Source organism: Catellatospora bangladeshensis (assembly GCF_016862575.1).
In the GTDB taxonomy this organism is placed as follows: domain Bacteria; phylum Actinomycetota; class Actinomycetes; order Mycobacteriales; family Micromonosporaceae; genus Catellatospora; species Catellatospora bangladeshensis.
This window is the reverse complement of sequence record NZ_BONF01000060.1, coordinates 1-13,769: the sequence shown is the minus strand read 5'-3', so window position 1 is coordinate 13,769 and position 13,769 is coordinate 1. Positions and strand designations below refer to the sequence as shown.

The window sequence follows — 13,769 nt, the reverse complement described above, 5'->3', positions numbered from 1 at the left end:
GGTGCCCTTCCTTTCAGGGGTGGGTGGCGGCGGTGAGGTGGGCGAGGGCTTCGGCGTGGGGTAGGGGCGGGAGTTGGCGGCCGTCGCGGGTGCGCAGGGAGATCTCGCCGACGGCGGCTTCGCGGGAGCCGATGACGGCGAGGTAGGGGATCTTGCGCTGGGCGGCGGTGCGGATGCGCAGGCCGAGGGAGCCGTCGAGGAGGAGTTCGGCGCGCAGGCCGGATCGGAGCGCGGCGTCGGCGAAGGCGCGGGCGGCGCCGTCCTGCGCCTCGGCGACGGGGGCGACGGCCAGCTGCACGGGGGCGTACCAGGCGGGGAAGGCGCCCTGGTGCACCTCCAGCAGGTGGGCCATCAGGCGCTCCATGCTGCCGACGATGCTGCGGTGCACCATCACCGGCCGCGCCTGGTTGCCGCCGGAGTCGGTGTACGACAGGTCGAAGCGCTCCGGCTGCGCGAAGTCCACCTGGACGGTGGCCAGGGTCCACTCCCGCCCGGCGAGATCGCGCACCTGGATGTCGATCTTCGGGCCGTAGAACGCGGCCTCGCCCGGCACTTCCTCGAACGGCACCCCGGCCTGGACGAGCGCGTCGCGCAGCAGTGACTCGGCCCGGTCCCAGACCTCGTCCGAGCCGAGGTACCTCGCGCCGGGTCCGCGCAGGGAGAGCTGGAAGCCGTCGGCGCGGAAACCGAGCGCCGGGTGGATCCGGGCGCACATCTCCAGGACCAGCGCGACCTCCGCGCCGACCTGGTCCAGCGAGCAGAACACGTGCGCGTCGTTGAGCGAGATGGCGCGCACCCGGCTCAGCCCGCCGACCACGCCGGAGCGTTCGGCGCGGTACATGCCGCCCAGTTCGGCGATGCGGACGGGCAGCTCGCGGTAGGAGCGGCCGCGTGAGCCGAACACCATCGCGTGGTGCGGGCACAGGCTGGGGCGCAGCATGAGCGCCTCGTCCTCGGCCTCGCCCGGCTCGCCCATGGCCGGGAACATGTCGTCGGCGAACTTGGCCAGGTGCCCCGACCTGGCGTACATCTGGCGTTTGGCCATCGGCGGGGAGTAGACGTGCTGGTAGCCGGCGAGGCGTTCCTGCTCGCGGACGTACTCCTCGATGGCGTGGCGGGCGGCGGCGCCGGCGGGCAGCCACAGCGGCAGCCCGGCGCCGATCATCGGGTCGGCGTGGTAGATCTCCAGCTCACGGCCGAGGCGGCGGTGGTCCTTCACGGTGTGCTCCTCAAGGTGCGGCGGCACCGGGCACACGTCGCGGGGCGGATACGCGCCGGCCCCGGGGCGGGTGCCCCGGGGCCGACGGTCGACTGAAAGATCAGCAGGTCAACGCGTACGAGCGCCGGGGTGTCCCGGCGTCGTCGTGGCGAACGCGTGCTGCTGCATGGCGACCACGATAACGGCCGGTCCGGGCCGTGGCGCAAGCGATTTCCGCCACCGGGGTAGATTCGGGAGCAGGCAGTCGATCTTCTGAGGAGGCGGCGGTGGCGCACGGGTACGAGTCGCGGATCGACCGGCAGATCCGGGAGGCGCAGGAGCGCGGCGAGTTCGACGACCTGCCTGGCGCGGGGAAGCCGCTGGCCGGGGCGGGGGAGACGCTGCCCGAGGACTGGTGGCTGCGCGACCTGGTCCGGCGGGAGAACCTGAGCGCCGCCATCCCGGCGACCCTGCTGCTGCGCCGCGACCTGGAGGAGATGACCGAGGCGGTCGCCCGGAAGACCTCCGAGCAGGCGGTACGCGCGCACGTGGCGGAGCTGAACGCCCGCGTCGTCCGGGCGCACCGGGGCGAGCTGGCCGGGCCCGCGGTGGCGCTGGCCCTGGTCGACGCGGACGAGGTGGTACGCGGCTGGAGGGCGCGCCGGGCCCGCTGAGCGGCTACGGGTCGCGGCGGCTACGGGTCGCGCAGCAGCGGGCAGGTCATGCAGTGGCCGCCGCCCCGGCCCTTGCCGATCTCGAACCCGTCGATCTCGACGACCTCGACGCCCGCCTCCCGGTACTTCCGGTTGCTGTAGACGTTCTTCGAGTACGCCACGACGACGCCGGGCGAGATCGCGACCACGTTGTTGGCGCAGTCCCACTGCTCGCGCTCCTGCTGCTCCTCGTCGCCGCCGGTGGTGACCACGCGCAGGTCCTTCTCGTGGGACAGGCCGATGGCGTGCGCGACCGCGGCCAGGAAGCTGTCCTCCGGGGTCACGTCGAGGGTGCCCGCCCTGTCGCCGGGGCGGATGCTGTACGCCGTGGTGCCGTCGACGACCTTGGGGTAGACGGTGACGGTGTCCCGGTCCAGGAACGTGAACACCACGTCCAGGTGCATGAACTGGCGCTTGCGCTCCAGCTGCACGGCGATCACCCGCTCCGCGGCCTCGCGCTGGAACAGCCGGTGCGCCAGCACCTCGACCATCTGGGCGGTGGTGCGCTCGCTGACGCCGATCAGGACGGTGCGGTTGCCGACCGGCATCACGTCGCCGCCCTCGATCGAGGAGCGGCCGAAGGACTGGATGTCGAACTCGTCGTGCTCGTCGTTGCCCGCGTCCGGGTACCAGAAATTGATCTTCTCCTGGCGGAACATCGGGTGGAAGCGGTAGACGGTGCCCAGGTTGACGGTCTCCAGCTGGCGGGCCGGCCAGTACATCGGGTTCAGCGAGACGCCCTCGTAGATCCAGCACGAGGTGTCCCGGGTGAACAGGTGGTTGGGCAGCGGCGGCAGCACGAACTGGGAGCCGACGGTGGCCGCCGCGGTCAGCGAGCGCCGGGCCAGCCCGTCGTCGGCGAACTGCATCAGCTCGGCCCGGGTCACCCCGCCGGTCAGGTGCGTGGCCAGCGTCTTCGGGTCCATGTCCGCCAGGGTCTGCTGCACCACGTCGACCATGGCGGGCCCGACGGTGTACGGGCTGACGGTATGCCCGATGACCCACTCACGGGCCTCCGGCGTCCGCAGCGCCTCGGTGAGCAGGTCGTGCAGCAGGAACACCTCGACGTCGCGGGCGCGCAGCTCGGCGACGAACTGGTCGTGCTCCTGCTGCGCGCGCTCCACCCACAGGACGTCGTCGAAGAGCAGGTCACCCCGGTTGGACGGGGTCAGCCGCCGCAGCGCGAGATCCGGCCGGTGCACCAGCACCTTGCGCAGCCTGCCGACCTCCGAGTGGACTCCGAATCCGGTCATCGCGTGCTCCCGTCCGCCGCAGCCCCGATGCTACGTGCGATTCACGTTCTTCGCGCTGAATCTCCGTTTTGCGAAGCGGGGGCCGCTGCTGTCGGCGGTATACCCGCGGTGCGGCAGGCAACCCGGGGTTGCCGAGGAAACCTGGATGAATGCGGGACGGGCCACAACACAGGATTTGTAGGTACAACCCGTGTGTTGTGGCCCGCGGTGGGAGGTGCGCGCTACGGCCGCGCGGCCGGAGCGGTGGTGGCGGCCGGGCTCGATGACGGAGCCGGGGACGCGGTCGGGGCCGGGGACGCCGCCACACCGGCCGGCGCCGCGGCGGGGGTGCCGCCGTAGGTGAAGGTGACGTCCGCCGTGCCGGTCAGCGTGTTGGACAGCTGCCAGACGTAGCCCGCGTCGCCGGAGGCGTCGATCGCGCCGGGCGTGAACGTCCGGTCGCCGTTCCAGTCGCCGACCAGCGGGATCGTGTACACCGCGGCGAAGCCGACCCGGACCTGGACCGGGCCGCCGGTGCTCGCGTTGGTCAGGTAGAAGTCGTGCCGCTCGCCGTCCATGTCGACGGTGCCGGCGGTGAAGGTGCGGTTGCCGTCCCAGTCGCCGACCACCGGCGTCTTGCCGCTGTCGCCGTACTCGAACGCCAGGTCGGTCTGCGGCTTGGCGAACGAGTTGGTCAGCTTCCACTTGTGCAGCCTGCCGCCGCCCGCCACAGCGCCGGGCGTGAACGTGCCGTTGCCGTCCCAGTCGCCGACCACCGGCACGTCCGCGACGTCGCCGAAGCCGGTGTGGATGTCGGCCGGCCCGCTGCGGAACGCGTTGACCAGGTAGAAGTCGCGCCGCTTGCCCTCGGCGTCGACCGTGCCCGGGGTGTACGTGCCGTTGCCGTCCCAGTCGCCCACGATCGGCGCCTTGGCCACGTCGCCGTAGGTGAAGTCCAGCGCCGGGTCGCCGGTGCCGTCCAGGCTGTTCGACAGCCGCCAGCGCCAGGTGTCGCCCTCGGCGCTGACCAGGCCGGGGGTCATCGTGCCGTTGCCGTCCCAGTCGCCGACCACGGGGCGGGGCAGCGGCCCGGCGGGGTTCGCGGCGAGGCTGCGTAGCTCGGCGGCGTTGCCGTTGAACACGTTCTGGTCACCGGGCAGCTTGCCGTGGTTGGCGTACTGCCACAGCGTCCAGCGGTCCCAGCCCGCGGGCAGCCCGCGCAGCGCGTCGGTGTAGCTGGAGATGAACAGGTAGTGGTCCCCGAAGTCGTCGTTGCGCCCGGTGCACGGGTTCCACCAGTTCGGGTTCGTGTAGATCATCGTCTTGCTGCCGGTGCGCTCGAACACCCGCCCGGTGAAGTCGCGGATGAAGCGCACCAGCTCGCTCTTGGACTTGCCCCAGCAGGGGCTCGGCGCGACGTACTTGCCGCCCATCCGGTACGGCCACTCGATGTCGAGCATCGGCGGCAGCGTGCGCCCGTCGTTGCGGTACTGCGCCCGGTCGAGGAAGTAGTCCGCCTGGGTGCGCCCGCTGGACTTCTCCGGCCGCGCGAAGTGGTATGCCCCGAACAGGATGCCGTTCTTGCGCGCGCCGCTGTAGTTGTCCTTGAACGAGGCGTCGACGTAGTGCACGCCCTCGGTCACCTTCGCGTACACGAAGCGGGCGCCCTTATCGGCGACCTCCTCCCAATCGATCTTCCCCTGGTGGTGCGAGACGTCGATGCCGGTGATCGGGTAACCGGACGGCGCACCGGCGGCGGCCAGCCCGCGGGCGGTCGCCGGGGGCGCGAGCGACGAGGGCGTGCCCGCGCCCGCCCAGCCGTCGGTGATCGGCTTGCGGTCCGGACCCAGCGGTCCGGGCGGGGCGGCCCCGGCGGGCACGGCTAGCGACAGGGCCAGCGCGGCGAGCAGGCCGGCTCGGCGGATGGTGCGCAGGCGGTTCACGTGCGGCTCCTCAGTGCAGGACGGGCGGCTGGTCGAGCGGCGGGGCACCGGGCGGGGGAGCGAACGTGGGGGCGGGTGACGCGGTGGCGGCCGGGCTGGGCACCGGCACCGGGCCGGTCGGCAGGGCACCGGCCGGCGCGGACGGGCTGGGGACGGGCGGCGGGCTGCTCGGCGCGGGGCGCACGGGCGGGGTCGGGCTGTCGCTCGGCCGCGGCGCGGGGACCAGCACCGGCGGTGCGGGCATGCCCGGGTAGGTGAACACGGTGTCGGCGACACCGCTGGCCAGCGCGTTCGACAGGTGCCACCGGCGGGCGGCGGGGTCGGCCACGCCGGGGGTGAAGTAGCCGTCGCCGTCCCAGTCGCCGGTGACCGGTGTGGCGTCCACGCCGCCGAAGGCCACCCGGACCTCGGTGGCCGGGTCGTCCAGGCGGTTGGTCAGGTGCCAGTCGCGGTGGTCCCCGGTGAAGTCGACGACGCCCGGGGTGAACACGCGGTCGCCGTTCCAGTCGCCGACGATCGGGGACTTGCGCACGTCCCCGTATCCCACGTGCACGTCGTGCTCGCCGCCGGACAGCGAGTTGGCCAGGTACCAGTCGCGCACGTCGCCCTCGGCGTCGACCACGCCCGGGGTGAACGTGCCGTTGCCGTCCCAGTCGCCGACCACCGGCTGCTTCTCCACGTCGCCGTAGCCGACCCGCACGTCCGGCGCGCCGCCGGTCAGCGAGTTCGACAGGTACCAGTCGTGGTGCTCGCCGGTGAGGTCGACCGTGCCGGGGGTGTAGCGCCCGTCGCCGTCCCAGTCGCCGACCAGCGGCAGCTTGCGTACGTCGCCGTAGAGGAAGTCGGCGTCGGTCGCGGCGCCGTGCGGGTCGTTGGACAGCCGCCAGCGCCAGCTCTCGCCCTCCGGCACGGCCACGCCCGGGGTGAGCCGGCCGTCGCCGTCCCAGTCCCCGGCCACCGGGTACCAGACCGCCTCGGTCTCGATCACCTGCTGGTAGCGGTACGCGCGGTACCTGCTGCGGCTGTATCCGGACGAGGACCAGGTGCGGTGCTTCACCGACGGCGGGGTCTGCTCGTACATCACGAAGTCGCCGCCCGGCTCGTCCACCCAGCGCTCGAACAGCACCACGTGCGAGCCGTCCCGCGGCCGCGACCGGTTGTGGTAGAGCAGCATGTCGCCGGGGCGCAGCTCGTCGAAGCCGATGCGCTCGCCGACCTGGTGCAGGTCGCCGGTCCAGTGGTTGCGGGCCAGGTCCCAGGCCATCGAGACGTAGCCGGAGCAGTCCGTGCGCCAGCCCTTGCGGAACTTCAGCTGGCTGTAGCCGACGTGCGTCTCGTGCCAGATCGCGGCCCGCGCCAGGATCTGCATCCGGGTGATCGGCCGCCCGAGGCCGGTGCCGGGCGCGGCGGCCAGCCCGTCGGGTTGCAGCGGCAGGCCCTGGGCGTCGACGCCCTGCGGGCGCGGCACGTCGACCACGTCGGTGTCATCGGGCGCGGCGGCGGCCGGCAGGCTCAGCGCGCCCGCCGCGACGGCGGCGAGCAGCCCGGTGAGCATCCGGCGCAGCCCGGGGGACGCCCCCGCGCATGATCCCCAAGCACGCATGCCGTGTTAACGGCGTGGTCCGCGATTGCGTTGCGCCTGCTAGGCGCGCCGCGCGGCGATCAATCTCGGCGTGTTCCACGTTTACCCGCACGGCGGCACGGGCATGCGTAAAGCGGCAGGAAGGGAGCGAACCATGCCGCAGCAGGCCTGGAGCGCCAAACGTGAGCGCCAGTACCAGCACATCAAGGAGAGCGCGGAGGACCGCGGCAAGTCCGAGGACGTCGCCGAGGAGATCGCCGCCCGCACCGTGAACAAGGAACGGGCGCGGGCCGGCGAGGCCAAGCAGTCCAGCGCGCTGTCGAAGAAGGACATCTCCTCGGGGCGGCGGGGCGGGCTGCGCTCGCACCGCGGCGAGGGCGGCCGCACCCGCGACCAGCTCTACGAGGAGGCCAAGAAGAAGAACATCAAGGGCCGCTCGGCCATGACGAAGGCGCAGCTGCAGCGCGCCGTCGACCGCTGACGCCCCGCCCTCCGGCACCCGTCCGCAGGGGCGGGTCAGGAGGGCGGCGTCGTCTCCGCGTGGGTGCGGACCGCGTCCAGCACCTCGTCCTGGGCGTACTCGCCCTCGGGCAGGGCGTCGATGCACAGCAGCATGCCGGGGCTCATGTCCTCGGCCACCGCACGGCGGCGGATCTCGGCCACGCTGAGCCGCTCCTCGCCGATGAACAGGGCGTCCAGCCGCGTCTCCAGGTCCTCCCCGGACAGCTCGCCGGCCATGACCCACCTCCTTCCGGACGACAGCCGCAGTCGTACCCAGTGTCCTCCGGGTTCAATCGCCGCGTGGCGTTACCGGTGGGCCGTGGCGTGCGGCGAGGTTTCGCCCGGTTCGCCCGGGGGAACCCGGTTGCCGACGGTCGCGCCGCCCTCCGGACGGGCGAAAGCCGGGCGCGGGCGGCGCCGGCGTGATGAGGTCAGGACATGGCTGACGAGGAGCCGGGCGAGGGCCTGGTGCCCGGGATCGACGACCCCGGGCCGCTCGGTGCGGTCCGGGAGGGGATGCCGGTGCGCGACAGCACCGGCGCCGAGCTGGGCACCGTGGCGGCGGTGAAGATCGGCGACGCGGAGGCGGTCACCGCCGACGGCCAGCGGATGAGCGAGTCGTACGGCCTGTTCGGCCGGATCAGGCAGGAGGCGGCCGGCCCGGAGCCCGACGTCGAGGCCGAGCTGGCCGAGCTGCTGCTGCGCGAGGGGTACATAAAGATCAAGAGCCGGATGCCGCTGCGGCACGGGCGCTACGCGGGAGCGGCGCAGATCGCCGCCGTCCGCGACGGCACCGTGACGCTCAGCGTGCCCGGCGACCAGCTCGCCCGGGAGGCGTGACCGGCCTCGGCCGGACCGGCCCCGGGCGTCCGCAGTGGAGGGAGTCTGGACGGGTGGACAGGATCGCCGCGAAGTTCGTGCACGGTGCCGCCGAGATCACGCGGGAGATCGAGGTCGCCTCGGCCGCCGATCCGCCGGAGACCTACTCGATCTGGCTGCCGGTCCTCGGGCCGGACCCCGACCTGCCGGCCACCGCCGACCCGTGGGAGGCCGTCTACGTGCGCGAGGTCAACCCGGCCGGGGAACCGGCCTGGATCTACCGCTTCCAGGCGCTGGTGGACCCCGAGGAGTGACGGTTCACGCCGGTCGCCCGCGGGTGAGCAGGTCCACGGCGGCGAGCACCGCCGCCGTGTCGACCTCGCCGAGGCAGGGGTGACCGGGCAGCTCGCAGACCACGATGCCGGTGCCGCGGCAGGGCGCGTGCGGGTCGCCGAGGCGCACGTGCGGGGTGGCGTAGGGACCGCGCCGCGCGTACGGCACGGTCGGCGCGAACACGCTCACCACCGGCGTGCCGACGGCCGCGGCCAGGTGCGCCGGGGCGGTGTTGCCGGTCACCAGGCAGGCCGATCCCGCCAGCAGCCGGGCCAGCCCCGCCAGGTCGGTGCGCCCGCCGAGGTCGCCCGCGAGGTCCCCGGCCACCTCGGCGGTGAGCTCCTCGTCGCCCGGCGCGCCGGTGACCACGACCTCGTGCCCGGCGTGCACGAGCGTGCGTACCGCCTCGACGGCCCACTTGCGGGGCAGGCCGCGGGCGGGGGCCCCCGCGCCCGGGTGCACGACCACCCGCCTGCCGCGCTCGCCCGCGGTGCCCAGCGTGGTGCGCAGCCTTGCGTCGTCCCCGGCGGGCAGCGGATGCCCCGCCGCGGCGGCCAGGGACAGCGCGCGCAGCGGATCGGGCAGGTCGTCCGGCACCCGGTGGGCTACGTCGAGCAGGTCGCCGGGTTGCTCGTCGCTGATCGCGGAGATCCGGCCGATCCCGGCGCGGCGCAGCAGCAGCGCGGTGGGCAGCGGCGACTGCCCCTCGGCGGTGAAGACGACCGCCTCGTCGAGCTGCCAGCACTGCACGGCGTCGACCAGGCTGTCCACCGCCGAGCGGCCGCCGCCGGGCATCCGCCACTCCAGCAGGCGGGTCACCCCGGGCAGCAGCCGGGCCACCCCGGCGCCGTGCGCACCGGTGAGCAGGGACACCGAGCGGGCGTTCGCCGCCAGCGCGCGCAGCGCGGGCCCGGCGAGCAGCACGTCGCTCGCCGAGTCGGGGCACACGGCCAGGATGTTGCCGGTGACCCCCGGGACGGGGCCGGGCCGGGCCGCGTGGCGGCGGTCCAGGATCCACTCGGCCGCCCCGGTCAGGCTCGGCGCCCGGTACGGCGCGGACGCGATCTCGGCGACGCAGGTCTGCCCGGTCGGGACGAGCAGTCCGGTGGCTCCGGCGGCGGCCGCGGCCTGCAGGTCGGGGCCGATGTCGCCGATCATGACGCAGCGGTGCGCGGGCACGCCGAGGTCGCGGGCGGCCGCGGTGATCAGGCCGGGCGCGGGTTTGCGGCAGCCGCACCCGTCGGCAGGGGTGTGGCAGCACATCTGCCAGGTGTCGAACGGCCCGAGCAGGCGCTCGATGCGCTCGTTGACGGCCTCGGCCTGCGCCCGGGTGGTGTATCCGAAACCGACCGCGGGCTGGTCGCAGACGACGCCGACCCGCAGGCCGGCCCCGCGCAGCAGGTCCAGCGCGTCGCGGACGCCCGGCATGGGCACCACCAGGTCGGGATCGTCGATGCGCGGCACCTCGCGGATCAGCGTGTTGTCCCGGTCGAAGAGCACCGCGTCGAACAGCCCGCGGTGCCCGTGGATGATCTCCTGCTTGGCCACCCGGCCGGGTTACCCTGTCCGTCTTTTCGCAAACATCAGGATTCTCCTGATCGGTCTACGGCGGAATCCGGACTCCGACTACCCAGCTGCCTAGGACGCCGTACGGAAGGTACGGCTGGTCACCGGCGCGCGGCCGGGCCCGGCCCGCAACCGGTGCCAGGGGTCAGGCGTTGATGCCCAGGCGCACGGTGCAGCCGCCGCCGTCGCCGTTCACCGTCAGGTCGTCGCTCATCTGGCGGGCCAGCCACAGCCCCATCCCGCCGGTGCCGACCGCCCGGTCGGTGGGCACGTAGCCGCTGTACGGGTCGAAGCACGGCCCCTCGTCGCGCACCGAGCACAGCGCCCGCCCGCCGCCGGACCACAGCCGTACGCGCACCGGCGCGCTGCCGTGCAGCATCGCGTTGGTGGTGATCTCGCTGATGGCCAGGACGAAACCCTGGACCGCGTGCAGCGACAGGCCGTCGCCGGTCAGTGCGTGCTCGACGGCGGCGCGCAGCGCGGCCAGATCGCCCGGGTCGCGCAGGTCCAGCCGCGGCCGGTCGTGCTCCAGCGGGTCCGGCCAGCGCATGGCCGCCTCGCCGAGCAGCTCGGACGGCTCGGTGTAACCGGCGCTGGGCACCCGGTCGCCGCCCTTGAGCAGGTAGCGGTGGCTGCTCTCGCCGGCGCGCACGATGTCGGCGGGCAGCCGCCGCGCGTCGTAGAGGCACAGGTTCCACACCGGGTGCGCCCCGAGCGCCAGGTTGAACGCGGCGTCGAAGCGGGCCCACTCCCACTGCGCGCTGCGCCGCGTCCCGAAGTCGATCTCGTTGACCACGCGCACCCGTGCGGCACCGGTCTGCTGGTGACGCTCGACGAGGTCGCGGTACGCGGCCAGGGCGGAGACGGAGCCGCCGTACACCTCGGCCACGGGCAGCTCGACCAGTCCCTCGCCGCCGCCGAGCGCGTCGCGCAGCCGGGCGGCGTTGTCGGGCCGGCACAGCAGCACCACGGTGTCCCCGGCGGCGGCGCCCTCGCGTACGAACGGCACGATCGCGCGCAGCAGCTGCCCGTCGTCGTGGTACTGCAGCGCGTCGTGGCGGAACAGAACCCGGTCGGCGGTCACGCCGGTGCTCCCCTCACGACGCGTTGCTCGGGCCTCCCCACCAGCGTCGATGTGTTCACGCTGGGTCCTTTCCGGCCTTGCGATCCATGAGCGAGCCTTCCTGGGCGCAGCACCATGCTAATCCGCGGCGGGTCCGGCGCGGCGTTGTGCCGTGGCGCGCGGTCAGGACGTCATGTCGTTGCGTACCGCCATGATCGCCATGTCGTCGCGGGGCTGGTCGGCGGAGAACTCCACCGCCGCGGTGCGCAGGCGGGCCGCGATCACGTCCGCGGGGTGCCCGGCCAGGTAGGTCAGCCGCTGCGCCAGCCGCTGGGTGCCGAAGAACTCCTGCCCGTTGCGGCGCTCGGTGACGCCGTCGGTGAAGAACACCAGCGTCTCGCCGGGGTGCAGCACGAGCCGGGCGGGCTGGCAGGTGACGGGGGAGACCAGCCCCAGCGCGGTGCCCCAGCGGCCGGCCGAGGACACCCGGCCGTCGGCGTGCAGCACCAGCGGGCGGTCGTGGCCGGCCAGATACAGGGTGACCTCGACGTCGGGCCCGGGGCCGCGGGTGTCGACCGCGGCCAGCGCCAGCGTGCAGTAGCGCTCGGAGCGTTCGCTGAGCGTCTCGTTGAGCGTGGCGAGCACCGAGGGCAGCGGCCGGCCGTCCTTGACCAGCACCCGGATCACCTCGCGGATGAGGCCGGTCACCGCGGCGGCGGGCACGCCCTTGCCGGACACGTCGCCGACCACGAGCAGCCAGCGGCCGTCGGGCATGGGCATGAGGTCGTACAGGTCGCCGCCGACCTCGACGCCGCGTCCGGCCGGGGCGTACTCCGCGCCGATGCCCAGCCCCGGGATCATCGGCAGCTTCGCGGGCAGCAGCGCCTGCTGGAGGGTGTGCGAGACGGTCAGCCGCTCATCGTGGATGCGGGCGTTGTCCATGGCCAGGGCGCAGCGGCGGGCGACCTCCTCGGCGACGGGGATCTCGTCGGGGTCGCGCGGGGAGTCCATGTCGCGGCCGATGCTGAGCACGCCGAGCCAGACCCCGCGGGCGAACAGCGGCACGGCGATCCCGGAGAGGTTGTTCGGCAGCGGGACGTTCTTCCCGGTCAGCAGGGCCTCGGCGGTAGCGGGGGCCTGCAGCGCGCGGGTGAGGTCCTCGGTGATCGAGTCCAGCCACGGCGTCATCGCCTCGTCGGCGTGCGCCGCGGCGGCGGGCTCCAGCCGCCGGCCGGGGGTGGCCCGGTGCAGCGTGCACCAGGTGCCCAGCCGGGGCACCACCAGGCGGGGGATCAGCGCAAGGGTCAGGGTCAGGTCGAGCGACTGCGCGAGCAGTTCGCTGACCTCGGCCAGGAAGGCCAGCGACGTCTGCCGGCGGCGGTCGCTCTCGCGCAGCCGCTGGCGCTCCAGCAGCAGGCCGATCCGCTGGGCGACGAGCCGGGTCAGAGTGTGCGCGGCGGGTGTGTCGGGCGCGCTGACCAGCAGCTCGGCCGACCAGGGCGGGCTCACCGCGAGTGGCACCCGCCGCGCCGTGGAGCTGCGCCGCAGCGCTTTGCCGGAGGTGCCGAGCAGCTGGTGCCCGTGGCCGTCGGCGTGGTCCACCCAGACGCTGCAGCCCTGCGCCCCGATGACGTCACCGAGCGTACGCAGCAACTGGCCGGTGAAGCCGTGCAGCGTCCCGGTCTCGTCGGTGGCCGGATCGACGCTGAGCAGCGCGTCGACGGCGGCCAGCGGATCGGCCGGGGTGTCGGCGGGGGTCGGGTGATTATCCAGGGCACGGTTGGGCACGGTAGTAGTCTCCGCCGTTCAGGGCGTGGTTTCCACCCGGTGACTCGCTTCCGGGCGGCGATCGGACGATGATGAAGCGTGCGCCGCGACGGGCGACGCGGCACGTGGGCCACTGGCGCGGGTGGTCCGGCGGAGGGGAGTGGATCCGGGTGACGGCGAATCGAGCAGCGGCACAGCGCGTGAAGGAACCCGACTCCGACGCCCAGTGGCATGAGGTGGCGGCGGCGCTGCGCGCGGTGCGGGCGGGCGATTTCAAGGTGCGCCTGCCCCGCTCCTCGGGGCTGGCCGGTGAGGTCGCGGACGCCTTCAACGAGGTCGTCATGATGCAGGAGCAGCGCAACCGCGAGTTCCTGCGCATCTCCCGGGTGGTGGGCCGGGAGGGCCGGGTCACCGAGCGCCTGGACGAGGAGGCGTACGAGGGCGCCTGGGCCGACGGTGTACGGGCCGTGAACAGCCTGATGGACGACCTGGGCCGCCCCACGGCGGAGATCGCGCGCGTGATCGTGGCGGTGGCCGAGGGCGACCTGACGCAGCACATGGCGCTGGACATCGACGGGCGGCCGCTGCGCGGCGAGTTCCTCACCATCGGCCGCACCGTGAACCGGATGGTGGACCAGCTCAGCTCGTTCGCCGACGAGGTGACGCGCGTGTCGCGGGAGGTCGGCACGGAGGGCAAGCTGGGCGGTCAGGCCGACGTGCGGGGTGTGGCGGGCACCTGGCGGGACCTGACCGACAACGTGAACTTCATGGCGTCGAACCTGACCGCGCAGGTCCGCTCGATCTCGCAGGTGACCACGGCGATCGCGCAGGGCGACCTGTCGCAGAAGATCGCGATCTCGGCGCAGGGCGAGGTGGCCGATCTGGCCGACACCATCAACTCGCTGACCGACACGCTGCGGGTGTTCGCCGAGCAGGTGACCCGGGTGGCCCGCGAGGTGGGCACCGAGGGCAAGCTCGGCGGGCAGGCGGAGGTGCCGAACGTGGCCGGCACCTGGAAGGACCTCACCGACGCGGTGAACTACATGGCGTCG

13 protein-coding genes are annotated in these 13,769 nt (G+C 73.6%); 5 read left to right on the top strand and 8 right to left on the bottom strand.

The window, feature by feature from the left end:
- Positions 1–13 precede the first annotated feature (13 nt).
- Complete coding sequence (gene thrS, locus Cba03nite_RS37280; protein WP_275411641.1) at positions 14–1,246, bottom strand: threonine--tRNA ligase; 1,233 nt, start codon at positions 1,244–1,246, stop codon at positions 14–16.
- Positions 1,247–1,485: 239 nt separating this feature from the next.
- Here thrS and Cba03nite_RS37275 point away from each other — a divergent pair, with 239 nt between their 5' ends.
- Entirely contained in the window at positions 1,486–1,872 is a 387-nt protein-coding gene (locus Cba03nite_RS37275; protein WP_203756930.1) for a DnaJ family domain-containing protein, read from the top strand.
- Between the two features lie 20 nt (positions 1,873–1,892).
- Here Cba03nite_RS37275 and Cba03nite_RS37270 read toward each other — a convergent pair whose 3' ends face one another.
- The 3 genes from Cba03nite_RS37270 to Cba03nite_RS37260 form a co-directional block, all read right to left on the bottom strand.
- On the bottom strand, positions 1,893–3,164 hold the full coding sequence (locus Cba03nite_RS37270; RefSeq protein WP_203756929.1) for an arginine deiminase: 1,272 nt from the start codon (positions 3,162–3,164) through the stop codon (positions 1,893–1,895).
- A 221-nt stretch (positions 3,165–3,385) separates the two neighbouring features.
- Positions 3,386–5,086, bottom strand: coding sequence for a GH25 family lysozyme (locus Cba03nite_RS37265; RefSeq protein ID WP_203756928.1), 1,701 nt, complete (start codon positions 5,084–5,086; stop codon positions 3,386–3,388).
- Positions 5,087–5,096: 10 nt separating this feature from the next.
- Positions 5,097–6,641: an NlpC/P60 family protein gene (locus Cba03nite_RS37260; protein WP_203756927.1), complete on the bottom strand. Its 1,545-nt coding sequence runs from the start codon at positions 6,639–6,641 to the stop codon at positions 5,097–5,099.
- Between the two features lie 181 nt (positions 6,642–6,822).
- Between Cba03nite_RS37260 and Cba03nite_RS37255 the strand changes: the two genes are divergently transcribed.
- Positions 6,823–7,149, top strand: a complete 327-nt coding sequence (locus Cba03nite_RS37255; protein ID WP_203756926.1) for a plasmid stabilization protein — start codon at positions 6,823–6,825, stop codon at positions 7,147–7,149.
- Between the two features lie 35 nt (positions 7,150–7,184).
- On the opposite strand, the gene Cba03nite_RS37250 is transcribed toward Cba03nite_RS37255, so the two are convergent.
- Positions 7,185–7,406: a hypothetical protein gene (locus Cba03nite_RS37250; RefSeq protein WP_203756925.1), complete on the bottom strand. Its 222-nt coding sequence runs from the start codon at positions 7,404–7,406 to the stop codon at positions 7,185–7,187.
- Between the two features lie 201 nt (positions 7,407–7,607).
- Between Cba03nite_RS37250 and Cba03nite_RS37245 the strand changes: the two genes are divergently transcribed.
- Both Cba03nite_RS37245 and Cba03nite_RS37240 read left to right on the top strand, forming a co-directional pair.
- Entirely contained in the window at positions 7,608–8,009 is a 402-nt protein-coding gene (locus Cba03nite_RS37245; RefSeq protein WP_203756924.1) for a hypothetical protein, read from the top strand.
- 53 nt (positions 8,010–8,062) lie between these two features.
- Positions 8,063–8,302 carry a hypothetical protein gene (locus Cba03nite_RS37240; protein WP_203756923.1) on the top strand — a complete coding sequence of 80 codons (240 nt, stop codon included), beginning with the start codon at positions 8,063–8,065 and terminating at the stop codon, positions 8,300–8,302.
- Between the two features lie 4 nt (positions 8,303–8,306).
- Here the strand turns inward: Cba03nite_RS37240 and Cba03nite_RS37235 are convergent, their stop codons facing one another.
- From Cba03nite_RS37235 to Cba03nite_RS37225, 3 genes are all read right to left on the bottom strand, one after another.
- A complete protein-coding gene (locus tag Cba03nite_RS37235; RefSeq protein ID WP_239126306.1) occupies positions 8,307–9,869 on the bottom strand; it encodes an HAD-IIIA family hydrolase in 1,563 nt (520 codons plus the stop codon).
- A 163-nt stretch (positions 9,870–10,032) separates the two neighbouring features.
- Entirely contained in the window at positions 10,033–10,971 is a 939-nt protein-coding gene (locus tag Cba03nite_RS37230; protein ID WP_203756921.1) for an anti-sigma factor RsbA family regulatory protein, read from the bottom strand.
- Positions 10,972–11,133: 162 nt separating this feature from the next.
- Positions 11,134–12,738: a PP2C family protein-serine/threonine phosphatase gene (locus Cba03nite_RS37225; RefSeq protein ID WP_203756919.1), complete on the bottom strand. Its 1,605-nt coding sequence runs from the start codon at positions 12,736–12,738 to the stop codon at positions 11,134–11,136.
- Positions 12,739–12,917: 179 nt separating this feature from the next.
- Here Cba03nite_RS37225 and Cba03nite_RS37220 point away from each other — a divergent pair.
- Positions 12,918–13,769 (top strand): HAMP domain-containing protein (locus Cba03nite_RS37220; RefSeq protein ID WP_239126305.1); only part of this gene is annotated, 852 nt, incomplete at its 3' end.

What these genes read in the sequence shown, in the direction of transcription:
- Cba03nite_RS37270 (WP_203756929.1), bottom strand. Translation starts at nt 3,164, where the DNA reads ATGACCGGATTCGGAGTCCACTCGGAGGTCGGCAGGCTGCGCAAGGTG.
- Cba03nite_RS37260 (WP_203756927.1), bottom strand. Translation starts at nt 6,641, where the DNA reads ATGCTCACCGGGCTGCTCGCCGCCGTCGCGGCGGGCGCGCTGAGCCTG.
- Cba03nite_RS37255 (WP_203756926.1), top strand. Translation starts at nt 6,823, where the DNA reads ATGCCGCAGCAGGCCTGGAGCGCCAAACGTGAGCGCCAGTACCAGCAC.
- Cba03nite_RS37250 (WP_203756925.1), bottom strand. Translation starts at nt 7,406, where the DNA reads ATGGCCGGCGAGCTGTCCGGGGAGGACCTGGAGACGCGGCTGGACGCC.
- Cba03nite_RS37245 (WP_203756924.1), top strand. Translation starts at nt 7,608, where the DNA reads ATGGCTGACGAGGAGCCGGGCGAGGGCCTGGTGCCCGGGATCGACGAC.